At 53.1% G+C, this 17,031-nt stretch carries 20 protein-coding genes and 2 pseudogenes; 13 read left to right on the forward strand and 9 right to left on the reverse strand.

The window, feature by feature from the left end:
* Nucleotides 1-221 precede the first annotated feature (221 nt).
* Nucleotides 222-1,565, reverse strand: coding sequence for an SPL family radical SAM protein (locus tag IEY38_RS20295; protein ID WP_188980722.1), 1,344 nt, complete (start codon nucleotides 1,563-1,565; stop codon nucleotides 222-224).
* 134 nt (nucleotides 1,566-1,699) lie between these two features.
* Between IEY38_RS20295 and IEY38_RS20300 the strand changes: the two genes are divergently transcribed.
* Complete coding sequence (locus tag IEY38_RS20300; protein ID WP_188980724.1) at nucleotides 1,700-2,779, forward strand: SPL family radical SAM protein; 1,080 nt, start codon at nucleotides 1,700-1,702, stop codon at nucleotides 2,777-2,779.
* Here the strand turns inward: IEY38_RS20300 and tcmP are convergent.
* A complete protein-coding gene (gene tcmP / locus IEY38_RS20305; RefSeq protein ID WP_188980726.1) occupies nucleotides 2,762-3,826 on the reverse strand; it encodes a three-Cys-motif partner protein TcmP in 1,065 nt (354 codons plus the stop codon). The two genes, IEY38_RS20300 and tcmP, sit on opposite strands and share 18 nt — an antisense overlap.
* 329 nt (nucleotides 3,827-4,155) lie before the next feature.
* Here tcmP and IEY38_RS20310 point away from each other — a divergent pair, with 329 nt between their 5' ends.
* Entirely contained in the window at nucleotides 4,156-5,430 is a 1,275-nt protein-coding gene (locus IEY38_RS20310; RefSeq protein WP_188980728.1) for an AAA family ATPase, read from the forward strand.
* A gap of 200 nt (nucleotides 5,431-5,630) precedes the next feature.
* On the opposite strand, the gene IEY38_RS20315 is transcribed toward IEY38_RS20310, so the two are convergent.
* The 3 genes and pseudogenes from IEY38_RS20315 to IEY38_RS20325 form a co-directional block, all read right to left on the reverse strand.
* Entirely contained in the window at nucleotides 5,631-5,894 is a 264-nt protein-coding gene (locus IEY38_RS20315; RefSeq protein WP_188980730.1) for a hypothetical protein, read from the reverse strand.
* Between the two features lie 175 nt (nucleotides 5,895-6,069).
* Nucleotides 6,070-6,321 carry a hypothetical protein gene (locus IEY38_RS20320; RefSeq protein ID WP_188980732.1) on the reverse strand — a complete coding sequence of 84 codons (252 nt, stop codon included), beginning with the start codon at nucleotides 6,319-6,321 and terminating at the stop codon, nucleotides 6,070-6,072.
* Nucleotides 6,318-6,572: pseudogene (locus tag IEY38_RS20325) on the reverse strand (hypothetical protein); the annotation flags it as partial. The gene IEY38_RS20320 and the pseudogene IEY38_RS20325, both read right to left, overlap by 4 nt.
* 151 nt (nucleotides 6,573-6,723) lie before the next feature.
* On the opposite strand from IEY38_RS20325, the gene IEY38_RS20330 reads away from it, so the two are divergent.
* On the forward strand, nucleotides 6,724-7,188 hold the full coding sequence (locus IEY38_RS20330) for a hypothetical protein (protein WP_188980737.1): 465 nt from the start codon (nucleotides 6,724-6,726) through the stop codon (nucleotides 7,186-7,188).
* 136 nt (nucleotides 7,189-7,324) lie between these two features.
* On the opposite strand, the gene IEY38_RS20335 is transcribed toward IEY38_RS20330, so the two are convergent.
* On the reverse strand, nucleotides 7,325-7,576 hold the full coding sequence (locus IEY38_RS20335; protein ID WP_188980739.1) for a hypothetical protein: 252 nt from the start codon (nucleotides 7,574-7,576) through the stop codon (nucleotides 7,325-7,327).
* Nucleotides 7,577-8,161: 585 nt separating this feature from the next.
* A pseudogene (ftsZ, locus tag IEY38_RS20340) lies at nucleotides 8,162-9,152 on the reverse strand (cell division protein FtsZ); the annotation flags it as partial.
* A gap of 782 nt (nucleotides 9,153-9,934) precedes the next feature.
* Here ftsZ and IEY38_RS20345 point away from each other — a divergent pair.
* Nucleotides 9,935-10,762 (forward strand): hypothetical protein, encoded by an 828-nt coding sequence (locus IEY38_RS20345; RefSeq protein WP_188980741.1) that lies wholly within the window; start codon nucleotides 9,935-9,937, stop codon nucleotides 10,760-10,762.
* Nucleotides 10,763-10,904: 142 nt separating this feature from the next.
* Here IEY38_RS20345 and IEY38_RS20350 read toward each other — a convergent pair whose 3' ends face one another.
* Nucleotides 10,905-11,156 carry a hypothetical protein gene (locus IEY38_RS20350; protein ID WP_188980742.1) on the reverse strand — a complete coding sequence of 84 codons (252 nt, stop codon included), beginning with the start codon at nucleotides 11,154-11,156 and terminating at the stop codon, nucleotides 10,905-10,907.
* Nucleotides 11,153-11,449 carry a hypothetical protein gene (locus IEY38_RS20355; protein ID WP_188980744.1) on the reverse strand — a complete coding sequence of 99 codons (297 nt, stop codon included), beginning with the start codon at nucleotides 11,447-11,449 and terminating at the stop codon, nucleotides 11,153-11,155. Before IEY38_RS20355 ends, IEY38_RS20350 begins: the two co-directional genes overlap by 4 nt.
* A 152-nt stretch (nucleotides 11,450-11,601) precedes the next feature.
* On the opposite strand from IEY38_RS20355, the gene IEY38_RS20360 reads away from it, so the two are divergent.
* The 9 genes from IEY38_RS20360 (at nucleotide 11,602) to IEY38_RS20400 (ending at nucleotide 16,798) form a co-directional block, all read left to right on the forward strand.
* The gene (locus tag IEY38_RS20360) at nucleotides 11,602-11,814 is read left to right on the forward strand and encodes a hypothetical protein (RefSeq protein WP_188980746.1); all 213 of its coding nucleotides are present in this window, start codon (nucleotides 11,602-11,604) and stop codon (nucleotides 11,812-11,814) included.
* Between the two features lie 506 nt (nucleotides 11,815-12,320).
* Nucleotides 12,321-13,001 carry a transcriptional regulator gene (locus IEY38_RS20365; protein ID WP_188980748.1) on the forward strand — a complete coding sequence of 227 codons (681 nt, stop codon included), beginning with the start codon at nucleotides 12,321-12,323 and terminating at the stop codon, nucleotides 12,999-13,001.
* Nucleotides 12,998-13,312 (forward strand): PadR family transcriptional regulator, encoded by a 315-nt coding sequence (locus IEY38_RS20370; RefSeq protein WP_188980750.1) that lies wholly within the window; start codon nucleotides 12,998-13,000, stop codon nucleotides 13,310-13,312. The genes IEY38_RS20365 and IEY38_RS20370 overlap by 4 nt, the downstream gene beginning before the upstream one ends.
* A gap of 504 nt (nucleotides 13,313-13,816) precedes the next feature.
* Nucleotides 13,817-13,969 carry a hypothetical protein gene (locus IEY38_RS20375; protein WP_188980752.1) on the forward strand — a complete coding sequence of 51 codons (153 nt, stop codon included), beginning with the start codon at nucleotides 13,817-13,819 and terminating at the stop codon, nucleotides 13,967-13,969.
* 796 nt (nucleotides 13,970-14,765) lie between these two features.
* Nucleotides 14,766-15,065 (forward strand): hypothetical protein, encoded by a 300-nt coding sequence (locus IEY38_RS20380; RefSeq protein WP_188980753.1) that lies wholly within the window; start codon nucleotides 14,766-14,768, stop codon nucleotides 15,063-15,065.
* A complete protein-coding gene (locus tag IEY38_RS20385) occupies nucleotides 15,065-15,322 on the forward strand; it encodes a hypothetical protein (protein ID WP_188980755.1) in 258 nt (85 codons plus the stop codon). The genes IEY38_RS20380 and IEY38_RS20385 overlap by 1 nt, the downstream gene beginning before the upstream one ends.
* Nucleotides 15,319-15,486, forward strand: coding sequence for a hypothetical protein (locus tag IEY38_RS20390; RefSeq protein ID WP_188980757.1), 168 nt, complete (start codon nucleotides 15,319-15,321; stop codon nucleotides 15,484-15,486). Before IEY38_RS20385 ends, IEY38_RS20390 begins: the two co-directional genes overlap by 4 nt.
* Before the next feature lie 180 nt (nucleotides 15,487-15,666).
* Nucleotides 15,667-15,816: a hypothetical protein gene (locus IEY38_RS20395; protein ID WP_188980759.1), complete on the forward strand. Its 150-nt coding sequence runs from the start codon at nucleotides 15,667-15,669 to the stop codon at nucleotides 15,814-15,816.
* 142 nt (nucleotides 15,817-15,958) lie between these two features.
* Nucleotides 15,959-16,798 (forward strand): hypothetical protein, encoded by an 840-nt coding sequence (locus IEY38_RS20400; RefSeq protein ID WP_188980761.1) that lies wholly within the window; start codon nucleotides 15,959-15,961, stop codon nucleotides 16,796-16,798.
* The last annotated feature ends 233 nt before the right edge of the window (nucleotides 16,799-17,031 follow it).

The following is a 17,031-nucleotide window of genomic DNA, read 5'->3' on the forward strand; positions in this document are numbered from 1 at the left end:
CGAGTCTTCGATAATATCCTCATACCAATCACCCATTCCACTGAGCTATCCATCCGGTATCTAACCACTTCAACAAAGAGTACTAGTGCTGCCTCAGAGCTGAACTATGAGATATGACCGATAGATCACTTCGCTGTAAATCTAGTAATTCGTGATGGCAACCCATCACTTCCCATTAGACAGACTGTAGCGCAATACATGATCGCTGTACTGCGGGTGCATTAGATAAGATGGCTAAGGGACTCGGTTTCGTTGGCTAAGCCTGATTGCTCCGATGATGGAGCGGCCTGCTTCCCGGAGAACGATTCTGGTGACACCGCCTGCTGCATTGCCTTGAGCTTCGACCGAAGTTGGCCGCTCGTCGAGCGCACCAACTCATCATCAGGCCAGGAATGCACGTCGAGCCCGTCGAAGCGCGTCGCGACCTGCTGGACCGTATTCAATTGTTCTAGGGCGTATTCAACCCAGTATTGGTGGCTGTCCTGCATCTGCTGGAGTTTATCAACAACGTCATTATAGCCGGCTTCTTTAGCGGCGTCGAGACACTGCTGGAAGTTTGCGCCGCGGGGGTTGATTGGCTCGTGGAAGACAACAACCTCACCGAGGGCTCTGAAGTAGCTCAGGAGCTCGTGAAAGTCGTCTTCGTCCATCGTCGGGTATGTGGGCGACATCGAGACGAACACTGACACACCGGCCTGCTGGAGCGTATCCAGCGCCTGCCAGCGAGTCATCGGTGGCGGGGCGTTCGGTTCCATCGCTCTCACCAGTGTCGTATCGAAGGAGGGAATCGACGAGCCGACAGTAATCCTGTCACCGGCAGCCTGGAAGAGGTCGATGTCCCGAGTCACAGCCGGGCTTCGCGTGAGGATACGAACGGGAATGTCGTGAGTGATGAGTTCGGCGACAGCGCCACGGGTAATCTGCGCTGTCCGTCGGTCCTGATAGCAGTCAGTGCCACTGGATAGCATCACAACACCTCGGCCGCGGTCAGTCTGCTTACGGTCGCTGGGATCACGTTCCTCTAAGATGTTGCCCAGTCGCTCCGGGAGGTCGTCCCGGTACAGCAAATAGCTCCCCCAGTCAGTTTGTGGATCATCAACTTCGGCTTGCTCGGCAAGCATCGCATCACGACTATCGATAGCCGGCGTGGTTGGCACGTAGCAGAATTCACAGCCGTGTCGGCAGCCAGTGGCGACGTTGATGACGTGGTCACAGAGGCTCTTAGTGTGGAGATGGGACTCGCTCATCACCGACTTCGTTGGATCGGTGTTGACCGTGATGCCCTGTTCGTCGTGACTTTCGGTGTCTGTGGCACAGTCCCAGCACAGCAGATCGCCCTGTGGGTTGGCAGCAAACCGGCCGTTGATTTCGTCGCTGCACTGGGTACACAGGAGGCCGGCCTGCCAGAGGTCGAGTCGGTCAGTTGGGGCACCGTGGCTCCGTGAGATCTCACGGAGTTCATCGAGCGTCGGCTGGTCATCGAACGTGGCGACCGTCTCACCAGCGTGTTCGACGGCGTAGGTACGCTCGAACCAGCTATCGCCGGTGTCCCACGTGAGTTCCATGCGTCTCTCTCTTACCTGTCTTTTTATACTGGACCCCATTAGAAGTCAGCCACGCGGAGTGAAAGTGAAAGTAGACGATGAGCCGTGTCGCACATATTTATATCTAGACATAGACGGGAACAATAAGATAATATATGACAGACGGTCACGACGACGTACGGACGGGAGAAGACCCTACAAAGGCGATTCTCAGTGAATCGGGCCTCAATAGCAAGCATCTGTGTGACTACGTTGTCAACGTAGCGACAGGCTGTCGGCATGGCTGTAAGTTCTGCTATGTTCCCTCGACGCCGAACATTCGGACGCGGCCGGATATGCTCAAAGAGGAAGCCGATGTTGACAACGGCCAGAAAGAGTGGGGAAACTATGTGCTCTATCGGGATGATCTAGGCGAGAGACTGGACGGACATTTGGATCGAAAACGAACGTGGCGGGAAACAGAGCGGGGCCAGGGCGTGGTTGGCGTGTCCTTTTCGACTGACTGCTACATGGACGGTCGCGCTGGGAAGATCACCCGCGATGTCGTGGATGCGATTGCAAGCCACGAAGAGTACGTCCGGGTGCTAACGCGGAATCCGATTCTGGCACTACAGGACTTAGATGTGTTTCAGGATGCCGGCGAGTATGTGACGATTGGCTCATCGATCCCGTGTATGGACGCCGAGCAAGTTGGCGCGATTGAGCCGAGTGCGCCAGCGCCGGAGTTGCGGTTGAAGGGGCTGAAGGAATTCAACGAGCATGGTGTCCAGACCTTCGTCAGTATGAGCCCGACTTATCCCACACAGGACAAGGCCGATCTTCGGGAACAGCTAGAGCGGGTCGCTGAATGTGACCCGGCTGTGGTGTTCCACGAGCCGATCAACCCGCGTGGTGGGAACTTCGAGATGACTGTCGAAGCAGCACGGGATGCTGGGGAAGCAGAGTTAGCCGAGGAGTTGGATGCGCTTCGCACCCGTGAGCGATGGGTCGAGTACGCGACGAATCATCTGCGGTGGGTTCAGGAAATTGGGCGTGAGCTGGACCTGCCGGTGCATCTGTGGCCAGATAAACAGCTTATCAAGAATGTCGGGGACGAAGAGGCAACCTGGCTTCAATCATGGCGAGATCGCCAGTCGCCAGAAGATTTCGCTCATCGGGAGCTCCCGACCGATCCAGTCCCGGAATATCCGCTTAGTAACACTACGCAGACTACGATGTCAGAAGTCTCCGAGTGAAGACTGCCCGTCCTCTCTCTCAATTTCTGCTTGATCAGGAACGAACTCATCCAACCCTGTTGCACTGCCCTCCATAATTTCGATTACCTCTGCAACATCATCACCTGACATTCGTTCAATCCGCTCCTTCATATTGTCCATAAAGCCGATGTATGGACTTCCATTATCAGTCTCACGAGTCGCGTAAATCAAATCATATGAGTACCGATCTCCGGCACCTTTCACTCGTATTTGTCTATTAATCGGGCGGTTATTCTGTGGCTCATCATACTTTTCGCCGATAGTCGCCAACTGCTGTTTATATAATTTCCTCAATTCGTCTGCAGAATTACATCTACGATACTGCCGTCCGCCAACAAACTTGTGTAGTTTCCGCTGAGCGGTTTCAATACGCTCTTCAGATGCCTCACCACTCTCTAAATAGCCTAACTCCCGTGAGACCCCCTTATGTTGAAAATTGATGAGGTAGTCTCCCCAAATACGAGATAATGCAATCATCGTCTTCCAATCGATTTCCATCCGTTCATTATCAGCGAACGTGAGTTGGTTTGTTCCGCTATATCCAGATTCCTGAATTATCTTATCTATTTCTTCCGGGACGGTCTGATTGGCATCGCCGTGGTGAACAAAGCAGGCATCTCGGTCAATATCAAGTGGTGTTTCGTCGGCTATGTAATCCAATCGGTGCGAGAGTGCTGTAGCACGCTCTCTTTTACCTTCAAAAAAGTGTAATTCATCGAATGGGTATTCTGGAAGCGTTGCGGCAATTATTGGCGACCCGGTTATATTCACGTCCTTATTTTCAATTTCAACGATTCCTGATCCTGCTAGTACATCAAAATATAGTTTCCTATCAATACCATCTGACTTGTGAATAATACGAGTGTATAGGTCAACAGTAACAATCAGATGGAAAAGTTTGAGTGCTGCCCAAGGACCAATTTCATTCGTAGCACTCGGCTGGATATTGTACAGTTCGTCTGCGTATTCGGTTAATGTATTTAATTTCTGTCGTATCCACTCATTATCTGGTGTTTGAAGGGACATTTGTATCGATTGTTAATACAGACAGCTAAGTTAATTCGTTCTTCTGATTTATATTTAACTCAATATTTGGCCGTTGTAAATCTGGAATAACCGGGACAACAACAGGAGTATTTGACGTGCGGGACGGGCGGTACAAATCAACGATATTTCACACCGAATCGTTACGTACACAAGATTTGTTAAGGACTGTCTGCTGAATATAGAGGGTATACTCAATATAAAATAACAACTATCTTTTTGTTAAAATTTTGCAACTCAATCCAAAGAAGATCACCTACGGAGATAGTGAATACCATGATACCTTTATGTAAATAGCGAAAATAACGTATATGCATATTTCGGACGTATTCACGCCCGGGGATACCCCTGACGTGACCTATGTCGAGAGAAATAGAGGGCAAAAAGAGAGTGAATTAAAATTACAAATAAATAAAAAATCGTATATTGCGTCGATAACAGGTCCTTCAAAGTCTGGGAAATCTGCACTTGTTGATAAAGTTGTTGAACAGAATGGGGGCCAAGTTTCAGAAAAGATAACGATTAACGGTAAACAAATTCGTTCCGAACGAGACCTATGGTCGGGAATACTTGATGGTCTGAATAGGCCTACTGAAAAAAGTATAACAACAACAGACAGTGAGAGTGGTGAAGTTACTGGGTCACTAGGCGTTAACCTTGGTGGATTTACTGCGGATGTTGGAGCAACAACTGGAGAATCCTCGTCAGATGAGGTCTCTCTTATATTTCAGAGATCTGTATTGAACTATGTTAATAATCAGATGGATAATAGTGGAAATGTTTTGATCTTTGTGGACGATGCCCACTATATACCTGAAGATATCCATCAATCCATCGCAGAAAATATAAAAATGGCATTTGAATACGGCCTAAATTTCTGTTTTGCTTATATACCATTTCGTAGTGATGATCTTACAAAAGCAAATAATGATCTTCAGACTAGAACACAGCACATTGAGTTGTCTGATTGGAGTCCAGGGGAACTGAAAAGGATTGCCGATATCGGGTTTGACGAGTTGAATATATCGGTGTCTGCAGATTTAAAAGAACATTTTTCAAGAGAATCTGTAAGATCGCCATATCTTATGCAAGAATTGTGTTATAGGTTTTGTGCCATCAATGACATATATAACAAATGTGAAAATGAAGTTAAGTTTTCACCCAGTGAAAGAGATATAAAAGAAATACTTAGAGACACCGCTGATAGCTTAAAATATCCAACCGCTCATGGGATAATAAGCGGAGATACAAGAGGGCGTAGTGACAAACAATTCAACTTCGTTGACGGGACTGAAGGCGATCGATATGTGGCGTTGATGAGGGGGGTGGCAGCGAACCCTCCGAAATCCAGTTTTGAAATGTCTGAAATAAAGAAGCGGATTGACGAACAGTGTGAGACTAAGGGTCCGGAACCAGGAAACATTATTCAGGATGTTAAACGGGTGAGCAAATGGATGAATGAATCTGATGAGGATGATCTTCTATTTGACTATTCTGACAGTAAGATAGAGATGATTGACCCGAGTTTGGTCTTCCATCTTAGGTGGTCTAGAACTACTGATTTTGAGCCAGAACTCTCCAGATAACGTCAATGTAGCCTATAGACGTATGTGATTTACTGCTATCCAAAGTTCATGGCTGCCACATAACTGATAAGCAGGTGTTCTCAACACTCATACCAGTTGTTGTGAATACGGCAGATCTATCCGTGACGGTAGTGAGCGGCACAGAGATCCGTGTCACAGTCCTAATTGACCTGATGTCCACTGTTCACCGGCTTTCTTCGTCATCTCGTTTTGATCAGAGAACACCGTGTGTTCTGAGACGTGCTCATTAAATGAAGCGTCTGGAATCTCATCAAGCTCCTCCGACTCCACAGTCCATGGACTTTCCCCAAAAAACTCTTGTATTGATCGAAGTTAGTGTACCCCTCCGTGAAACTAGGATTGGAAAGTTCGGATAGGGGAACCTCATTTTCCCCGTCGAGTTCCTCAGCATGGTCGCCTATTTCAATTAAGTCGTCTACTGAGTTATCAATATCATCGGCCATACTGTCCAGATAAATATCTGAGGTTGAAAAATATTAGAGGTGATAAGTCAGATATGTGCTGGACGCATTTCAGGTGAAAATTTGAGCAACAAACGACGGTCAGAAACTAATCGGTTATCGGCTAACCAACAGTTGTGGGTATTACTCTGCTATTGTTGGTTAGCACTCCGGTATCCTACACTGTCGCCGCTACATGCTGAAACTCCGCCTGCGACGGTGTCGGCTGCAACGTCAACCCGGCCAGTGCCAGTTCTCGCAATACCTCCGGTGGGACACCCTCCGAACCACGCAGCACCGCATCAAGCGTCCATTCACCGTACTGACTTGCACTCGGCGCGAGCACGTCGACGGACTCGGTAGCCACTTCGTCTCGAATCGCCCTCGCGGCCCGCCGCACCCGCTTGCGCTCTTCTACAGTGCAGCTCACGCCTCAACACCTCGGACAAGATCGCCGACGAGCGACCCGCCGACGTGCGGCCCGATACCCCAGCCACGCTCACCCCGAGTGTATTCACACCACTTTCCGAGCGTTTCAAATGGCGTCTCGGCTAGCACAACTTTCTCAGCGTCTCCGTCAGCCTCGACAATAGCCACAGCGAATTCATAGCTATCCCAGTAGCGGGCGGCACCCTTGCCGTCGACGCCGAGAAAGAGCGGTCTGACCTGAGTGAGTAGTTCGCAGAGATTCTGTCAGTACAGACCAAATGTTGATCACTCGAACCCTATCGAATGGCTCGAAGACATGCTCCAGTCCTATACTTCGAACTATTTTCCGGTGGCGTGATTGACGGCCGAAAACATATATCGCAACCAGCAGAACTCCGACTGAATGCCCGCTGATCAAAGATTACTCACACCTCTGTTCTGGATGCTTCTTGGATGCTTTTTCATCGGCGGGAGCGCCGTCGTATTCTCAATGATTCCTGTCACGGAGTACACAACCACCGTCGAACCAGCTACTGCAGAAGAGGTCGATCAGATAGACGGACATGACCACTATTACACATTTTCGACTCTCTCTGATAGGGCTCAATCGCTATTCTTGACAGCAAAGAATACCACAAAAGTGACCACCACTAACACGAGTCGCCTCCCACCAGAGTTTGAATATTACGATGATACAACATGGGACACATACGTTCAGCATGATGGCAAATACTACTTAGTGTGGACGTACAGATCTGACTGCCTTGGCTGTCCCATTGCTCAACTCGGGGGCGCACTCATCGGCCTCATCGGTGCCGGGTTTGTTCTGCTCGGACTAATACTTAGATTATTGGGGAGAAAAGCGTAGATTGCTTGGTTCGCACGCTTACCGAGCAGTGGTTTCAGGAGAGTACCCCAGCAATAAATGACTGTCAAGAACCTGAGTTAGCTAACCAACAGCTGTGGGCTTTTACTCATTCTTTGTTGGTTAGCGCTCTACTCGCCTACACCGTCGCTGCCACGTGCTCATACCCGGCCTGCGACGGCGTCGGCTGCAACGTCAACCCGGCCAGCGCCAGTTCTCGCAACACCTCTGGCGACCCACCCTCCGAACCACGTAACACAGCATCGAGCATCCACTTATTGTACTGACTCGCGCTCGGTGCAAGCACGTCGACGGACTCTGTCGCCACCTCTTCTTGAATCGCCCGCGCGGCCCGCCGCACTCGCTTCCGTTCCTCTACAGTGCAGCTCATGCATCCACCGCCTGAACAATCTTACGAGTATATTCACACCATCTGTGAGTGTCTTGAATAATGTTGCACTAAATTTGACTTTCTCGCTCCTCATGTTGTTATAGTGACGACAAAATCTCAACGAGTAACTGGCCAACAATTCTAATATGTTGCTGCCTTGCGTGGGCTATCACATTTCAATATCCAGTCTTGGTCAACTGTCTGAAATCTGTCTGAATCTCTGTAGCGTCTTGACTCTATGACACCGGCGATGCTGAATTTCAACTACCCAAGGATCCGTCTGTAACTATTTGTCCGTGTCAAATACTATATCCCAATCGTCTTCAGATTGTTCGGCTTCCTCGTTTTCAGGGTCTGAATCTTTTTTACTCTCCCGATTGGGCTCGTCTTTTTGTTCTGACTCAGGCTTCTCTTCTTCAACTGGAGTTGGATCCGGCTTATTAGTTCTAATAACATCAAGCTTAGAATTTTGGACTACAGCGTCTGCCTCGGTTGTGTTGTAGTCGCTATGGGCATGAGACCTAGACATCGTTGGAAAATCTGCACTCAGATCATCAGATGAACCTAGTTCTTCGACCGCCTCGTGGGACTTGTTGGCCTGCTTCTGGGTCGTCGGACCGAGCACCTGGTCGGACTGGACGCCGGTCATGATGGCCATGACCCGCACCTTGCCCTTGTACTCATCCTGAATCCGTGCGCCCCAGATGACGTTGGCGTCGGCTTCGAGCCGCTCAGTGATGTTTTGTGCGATGCCCTCGGCTTCCTTCAGCGTGAGGTCCGGGCCGCCAGTGATGTGGACCAGACTACCACTCGCGCCGCGGTAGTCTACGTCGAGCAGCGGGTGGTTCATCGCATCCTTGACGACTTCCTTGGGCTTGTTCTTGGCCTGAGTCTCACCTACCAGCATCACCGCGACGCCGCCTTGGTTCATGATGGATGTCACGTCGGCGTAGTCGAGGTTGACGAGGCTCGGTTGTGTGATGGTCTCGGTGGTACCCTTGATCGTCTCGGCGATGATCTGGTCCATCACTGAAAATACCTTGCCGATGGGTAAATTCGGAGCGAAATCGAGTAGTCGATTATGATCCAGCACGACGATGGAGTCCGCTTCGTTGCGGAGCTTCTCAAGGCCTTTCTCGGCCTTGACCGTGCGGGCCCGCTCGACGTTGAATGGCGTCGACACCATGCCGACGACGATTGCACCCTGCTCCTTGGCGACCTTCGAGACGACGGGGGCAGCCCCGGTCCCGGTGCCGCCACCCATCCCGGCGGTGACGAACACGAGGTCAGCGTCGCCCAGCACTTCCCCGATGGTACTCTGTGCCATCTCCGTGGCGCGCTCACCCATCAACGGGTCGCCACCGGCCCCGAGGCCATTAGTGAGGGACTTGCCAACCAGAATCTTCGTGTCGGCTTCGATCATCTTGAGGTGCTGTTTGTCCGTGTTGATGGCTACGGTGTCAGCGCCTTCAACGCCGATGTTGTACAAGCGGTTGACTGTGTTGTTGCCGGCGCCACCACAGCCAGCAATGACGATGCGCGGGGCGCCAAACGTGTCAACGTCTTCATCGAACATCCGCTTCTGTTCTTGCTCGTCGCGTTCGAGGGCCTCATTGACTAGATTTGCTAACCCACTACCCTGTACGTCTGTATTATCTCCAGAATCCAATTCCCCTCTTTCATCATTGTTAGGTGAGAAAGTCTCTCTATTTTTACTGGGGAAAATTGAGTCAGTCTCTGTATTTGCATCAGGTTTGGAAGGACGATCATCAAAAGAAAGGGATTCAGCTATCGCCTCCGGGAGAGAAGGTCGGTCGGCAGTAAGATGTCGCTCAAGAGTTTCACTATGCGAAGTGGAATCAAAGAGGGCTCGTTGTACGGGTACTAAGCGTAGGTAATTATATTCGTGAAGAATTCTGATTCCACGTGCTGTGGGCCCCCAAAATTCTTTTGGATAGTCGCGCTTGTTTGGATTATCTGGGTTTTCGGTGATGTATTTCTTTATAAGCGATTCACTTTGGAGCCGCTGAAGTGCATCGTCAATTGCGCCTGCACTCTTTGAGACCATTTCTCCAATTTCGGTACGAGAAGCTAAGTGGTGGGGATGACCGAGAATAGACATCAAGATACTGTGGCGTGTCTCCTGAGATAGGAGTTCCATCATCTCGCGCTGGCTCTCGCCAGGCGTGGAGTGAGTGTTCTCCCCATCGTCAGCCATGAGAAGGTTTACGCGACTATACTGTAAAATAGTTCGGGCGAACCGAACCGGTCATTCTAATGAAAACCGAATAGGTTGGAAGAGTGTAATCCCGAAATGGTCGAAATATTTTCTAATTAAGCACTGTTACGATGAGTTGAATGGTTGATTCTGGTTCCTTACCTGGTGTTCCTGAAGAAGCCTCCGAAATTTACACCGCATTGACAAGAGCGCTAGGGGATATTGAATTATCTCAGGAAGAACGTGAAGCTATTGCTACGTACGTTCGTAGAGAGGCCCCCACATTGCTTGATACAAGGAGCTCTACATACTTGATTCTCGGAAGCTATCGCGGGGAACGTTATAATAGAGTACAAGCAGTTGAGCACGAACTTGGTACCCGTCGTACTGACACCAAGGTCGTCGTGTTAGGCGACACAGCAGATCTCGAAATTGATGAGAGAGAACTACCCGGGTTTTCGGTCAAATTTAATATATTGGCAAGCTGTGTTGATTGGATAGTAATGGTGATGGAAAAGGAAAGTGGAGGTGAAAGCGTTGAACTTGGTAGAATCGTTGACGGTCCATATTTCTCCGACTCCCATGTTATGCCGCGAGACTATGCAAATTTCGTATCTGAATCCGTTGAGTCGATGACTGACGCAAAAAAAGCCGCCATTGAAGTTTGGTTTAACGAACATCTATCCGACTCAGAGTCTGAGAACAGTATTAGGAGGTTCGCGGAGCATATTGCAGATAACCCATCTCTTGATTTCAATGACTCTGATAAGATTACAGAACGGCTCATTGAATTTGCAGAGCAACGAGAAAAAGAAAAAGAAGAACCATCAACATACTCGTGGGTCCATCTGAGTGACTTCCGAAAATTTGAGCGGGTAGGACGGTGCTACCCTTGGATGGATGAAGATTCTCTTAGAGAGCAGGCTAATAATATTCCAGGCCCAGGGACTGTTGATTGGTCATACTAAACTTACGTAGTTTATTGCTATATTTTATCATTTAAACTCTCACGCTAGTCCTACATATGAGCAATATAATTCTATCAGTGCTATTTCTGACCTTTTTCGACAGTGTCGTGGTAATGCGATATGCTGGTCAGCACTGTGCTACCTACACTGTGGCTGCCACATGCTGATACCCGGCCTGCGATGGCGTCGGCTGCAACGTCAACCCGGCTAGTGCTAACTCTCGAAGCACCTCCGGCGGCACACCCTCCGAACCACGTAACACCGCGTCGAGCGTCCATTCGCCATACTGACTCGCACTCGGCGCAAGCACGTCCACCGATTCGGCCGGAACCTCCTCTCGAATCGTCCGTGCCGCCCGCCGCACCCGCCGCCGTTCTTCCACGGTACAGCTCATGCTTCCACCGCCCGAACGAGATCACCGACCAGCGACCCGCCAACGTGCGGCCCAACGTCCCAGCCACGCTCCGAACGCGTGTATTCGCACCACTGTGCAAGTGTTTCAAACGGCGTCTCCGACAATTCCACTTTCTCAGCGTCACCATCGGCCGAAACAACGGCCACGGTGAATTCGTAGCTGTCCCAGTAATGGACGGCACCCTCGCCGTCAACGCCCAGAAAGAGTGGGCGACCTTGGGTGAGTAGTTCGCGTGCGGTACGTTCTTGTGGATTGGATTGCGTAGTTGCCATTGGTTCTTGGACGGAACCACGCGCCTCGGTGCTCTAACACCGGGGCGATTTTGGAAGAAATCGACCAGTGGCGCGTGTGTTCCTATACTTAGCTTATGTTACGCCACCACCATAATACTTTTGCTGGCCGTAAACAATAGTAATAGTAGAAGATGTCTCAAGGAAAACGCGAAGTGACCGATTCAGAGATTGTGGATGCGTTCAAAGACATTGCTGGTCCGTTTGCTGCAGCTTCTGAGGTTGCAGAATATTTCGGACATACCCGCCAGTGGGCACATCAGCGTCTTACACAGCTACACGAACAGGGTGCCGTAGAAAGAAAGAAGACCGGCGGACAGTCTGTAGTTTGGTGGGTCGAGGACTAAGTTTCGCGTGTCTCAGAGAGGTATTGTCTGCCTTCATCAGTAACCCAGTAGAAGCGTGAATTCCCACCGGGGTTCTTACTATCGACGTATTCAGATGATTCCAACTTCTGTAGCTGTTGATGGCCCCACTGTCGGGTTTTATCGAATTCATCTCCGACCTCACTTGCAGTAAAAGCAGGATCTGGAGATTGGACCATGAAGAGAAGAATCTCACGGGGGCTTGCAGCTGGATCTGGTCCACTGGGCACAACAAACCACAATCTCGACTGGCGATTAAGTTATGCGGTGCTTTTCGTTTACGGCCAGCAAAGGTTAAGTGCGGTCGGCATAACAGTCTGACATAGGCGACGCCCACACCGAAAGCGGCGTCCCGTCGAACCCATGACAGCAGCCAAGCCCACCCACGAAGAGTCGCATCGCTCCCCAACCACGAGACAGCGTCCCATTCCGGGTTCCGGAAACGACCCGAGTAGCCACTTTACGCCCCCTGCCGGAGGGATGGCTGCATGACTGCTTGGCACGACTGTACCGCCCTCCAGCGGGATCTCCTGAAAGCGATTGCCGACCACGACCACTACAACCGCGAGGCCACCGCCGACGCCCTCCAGATCGCCGTCGAAACCCGGCGCGAAGCCACGCTCGACGACACGCGCGTCACGGACGCTCTCGCCGAGCTCGAAACAAACGAACTGGTCACCACCACCAGCGGCACCTACGCCCTGACCGACCGCGGCCAGGACGCCATCCAGCAAGCCGCCCGGTCACTGGCTATCGTCACCGGCCACGACCTGGTCGTCACCGATGGCGGCACTCCCATCCGGTCACATACCGAGGCGGCCAGCCAGCTCGACACTGTGCTACACGCCGCCGAACCCGCTCTCGATGACACGGAACTCGACTCGCTGGCGGCTGTTAGCACCTACCTCCGCAGTACGGATGGGTTCGTCGTCGAAGCCCACGCCGAACCCGAAATCCGAACGCACGCATGCACCGTGATCGCCGCCAGCGAAGACGAACAGGGCGCACCCGTCGGCGCAGTACTGGACACACTCGCCGGCGAGTACGGGGCCAAGCGAGCGATGACGGCGCTGCTGGATCTTCTCATTCAGGGCGAGTGCTATCAGCCCAATCCAACGACGTTCCGGCGGGTCGACACCGACGCCAACGAGCCGGGAGGCGACCAATGACAACCCACTACGACCTCACGGGCTTCCAGCGCGATCTCTTGGAAGCCATCGCCGCCGTCGAGGACGATCCCTACGGCCTCGCGCTCAAAGAGTACCTTGACGAGCGCTACGCCGACCCGATCAATCACAGCCGCCTCTACCAGAATCTCGACCAGCTCGCCGACCAGGACCTCCTCTCCCGTAAGGAACTCGACGCTCGCACGAACGAATATACGCTAACTGACGCCGGCCAGAGCGTACTCCAAGAGCAGGCAGCCACACTCACAGGCCTGTGTCCGCAGGCCCGTCCCGTTGGAGGTGACCGACAGTGACGGTTCGTTGTCGCCACGCTCGTATCAATCAGTTTTTATGTTTCTACCGTGTAGTAAAATTCGGGCGACCGTGGGCACCTGCAGTGTCGCCCGACGGCCATTGTCAGAGGCACGGACAGGTTCTAGACTCTGCACACCGCTTGTCCCACGTCCGGGTAGCGTGGGGGTCGGTCTGCAGCGAGTACCAGAACCTATTTCTACAGTATGGGCCATTGATAATTAATTCTGGCCATAAACTGTCAGCCAGTGCCAACCCTGGCCCTGCATATCACGGTGGTCACGCCAGGGTAGCTGTGAAACACTCTCTCAGCAGTCGAAGCTGGGACAGACAGTCTCTCCAAGTCCAGCAAAACGGTGTGTGGCAGCCGGGGGAAAGCGGCGTGCCACGCACCACCCAACGTCGCCGTTCCCGACGACAGGTCCTGCACCCAACACATTCACTCAGACGAGCGAGGCTCGGGGAAACATGGAGCGCGGGGCAGCACCTGTCATGCAATACCAGTGATGGGAGTGATAATTTTTATCCAATCCCACGCCGCGCTGGCGGGCATTCACGAAGCCGCTGGTATCGCCGCCAGCAACAGAATGGGCGACAGCCATGGGCAAATGGCCTGTCACAACCCATTCAGCGTCGCCAACGTCGGCGACGGGTTCTAGTCCCGGGCTATTCGGGAGATCGAATGAGTCCTATGAGGATGCTGAGTGGGATCCAGAACCCATCGAAGCATCGGACGAGTCCCGGTAAAAACGCTTTCGATACTCACAGAATCGCAAGCCAGCGATGGACTACGTCTCGTCATAGTCAACCCCAGCAGCAGCGGTCAGCGGGCGCATTTCTGTGTGGCCACTCGATTCTCAGGCAACAGCAATCACAGAACGAGAATGGTGGGCAGCCGGGGGGAAGTGGATGTGGGAGTGGCGTGCACTGCACCATTCGAAGTCGTCATCCACGACGACAGGCTCTGGACCCGAAGTCCGTGGTGACTCAATTGGCTATCAGGGGGACCCGGAGCGGGGACCAGAACCTATCTAATACCAAGATAGTCCGTACGAAAAACACTTGCGATATGTCACCAAATACGTTCCAGCTTGTTCAGCCCCGAGCACACGCGCTGGACACACCACATGTCCACAGTCGTACAGTCACAGCACAGACTCCTGTAGCGAAGACAATACTTAATCGCCGACGGAATAGTGGCCAGCTCGGGGGGCCTTCGAATGGAGCGAATACGATGGCCACTATTCGGTCTTGTCGCCTGTACCGACAGGTTCCGAAGCCAGTCTCCCCTGACCTCTCGGGAAGGCTTACTGATTGGCAGGCGGGGCTTCGGAACCTATCCACTCGATTAGTAACAATCCGTAAAAGTCATTTTGGCCGATATGTCTCGTTCGGTAGACTAAGTCGATGCCGTCGGCAACCAATCTCCCGCTCGTATCAGCCGGAGGTGGGCCAATGACCGCCCAGCCGACCGTCGGCGAGATCGTCGCCATCACGACCATCGACAGCGACCCGCTATTGCTGGTCAGTACCATCGCTGACGACCACGTGACCGGCGTCTTGCTGGCAGACCTTGCAACTGAGACGCTCCACCGGCTGCAAGCGTCCGAACCCGACACAGCCACGCGCCAGCAGCTGGCCGATGCAATCGGTCGGACTAATGACCGCATGTCGTTCACGGTTCCGCTCACAGATTGTGCGCTGGTGGAACGCGACAGTAGCCGCCTTGGGCCGTTTGAGGGAGGTGAGCACTGATGGCCCGGGCCGACAGAACAACGGCGACTGAGCGGGACACAGTGCCGGTACAGGCCAGTGAGTGGCGACTCCGCTACACGGTCGGTGATCTCGTTCATTACACCGAGTGGACGGCCGACTTCCCGACTGTCGAGAACTACTACGACCAGTACCGCCGCAGCGACCACGCCCATGATGTCCGCATCGAGCGCCGGGTGGTTGCCCGTGGTGCCGAAGATGAACAAAGCGAGACGCTACGCACGGGAGGGACAGCATGACTCCCCCAACCGACCAGCTTGCGGACGCTCGGGAGGCGGTAGCTGCTGTCGACCTGAATGAACTCAGCCGTGCAGATGCACGAATCATCCTCAATATCGAGGAAACGCTGGAGGGGCTGGAACAGGCCTACAGCGACTCATCGGAGGGTGTAGATGGCTCGTGAGTGTCCCAGTACTGCGGCACACATGGACGCTCCCAGCACTGAGAGACACCGCACAGACGGGAGGGGCAGTCATGGAGTGTGAAGACTGTGGCGAGCCCGGCCCCGATCTCTCGCCGGTCGTCGTTGGCGGGCAGCGCAAGACCCTCTGTGCAGACTGTAACCCCTACAACCCGCTCACCGATGGCTGAATCGTACTACACCGCCAGCGCCCGCTGTCGGAATTGCGATGAGAGGCGGCCAGATACCACAGAGCGCGAGATTGCTGGGGCGACAGTCATCCTCTGTGGTCGGTGTGCAATCAACTGGTTCGTCGAGGGCGGTGACGCATGACGGCCGTCAGACAATCTCCGGGACGCCGACAGCACGGTCAGCTAGCGGCTGCGCTCTCCAGCCGCTAGTGTAGCCCCGTCGTTGTCGTTCAGTGGCCCGTGCCATCGGCGGCTTCGCTGGGTTCGATCCCCAGGCGGGCTCTATGGCAACAGCAGATGCCGGCGAGACGACCGTCGATCAGCTAGCCACCCGTGTCGAGCAGTTAGCGCAGCAACTTGCACGCAAAGACGACCGCATTGACGCCCTTGAACAGCAACTCGCCGATCACGAGGAGCGTATTGACGGGCTGAAGCAAGAGAACGAAGCGCTACAAGAACGCGTCGATGAGCTTGAAGACCTCGCTGATGTCAACAGCAGCAAGATCAAGCGTAACCGACAGCGTGCGAGCGACATCAAGAACCGGCTTGGAGAGATCCAGTCACGTGAACTCGAAAAGGGCGCACATCTGCTTGAAGCTCACATCGATACCGGACGGCTTGACGTCGACGGCGACCGCATCGAATGCTTCGACGGTGATGACGGACAGCGCTATGCCCGACTGCCCGGTGAGGCTGATCCGCTGGGCCGGTCTGGGTCATCGAGTCTCGCGATGGGTGACCTCCTGCCGATCCAGCAGTTAGCACGCATGGACGATGATATGCTGGCGGCATCCACGTCATCACTGCCAGCCCAACTCGCTGCCAAAGCGTGGCGCGAACGCGAAGCTGGCCGGTTGTGGAACAACGGGAGCGGGAGTGTCCGCCACTACGTCGATGCCAGCGACCTCCGGACCTGGATTCGTCGCGAAGAGCAAGGTGTGAGTGAAACATATGCAAAGAAGCTCGTCAGTCGGACGCTGGATGCACTTCAGGAACTGACGAAAGACCGGCTCTGTATCGAACGCCGAAGTCGGAGAAAGGATGGACTCAATTACAAAGAACGGCGGGTTGTGTTGCCAGCCGACTCAGCGATCCCCGGCGAAACCACCGGTCAGGAGGAGTAGCCCGATGACAGCTGTCGTCCCCGGTCAGCACTGTCGCCGGGGACAGATCGAGGCCGAGAGGCCCTAACGAACTCTCAAGGACCCACCACATCCGACGCCGCTGCTGCCGTGCTGTGTGTTTCCAGTGTATCGTTACTTGCGGGTATCGGGTGAAGAGCGGGGGTCGGCGGGGAACAACGAGAGACGCACACTCAGCAGTCACCGTGGACGACAGTTGTCTCCGGAAGACCACT

It is taken from the genome of Haloarcula sebkhae, assembly GCF_014647415.1.
GTDB lineage: Archaea > Halobacteriota > Halobacteria > Halobacteriales > Haloarculaceae > Haloarcula > Haloarcula sebkhae.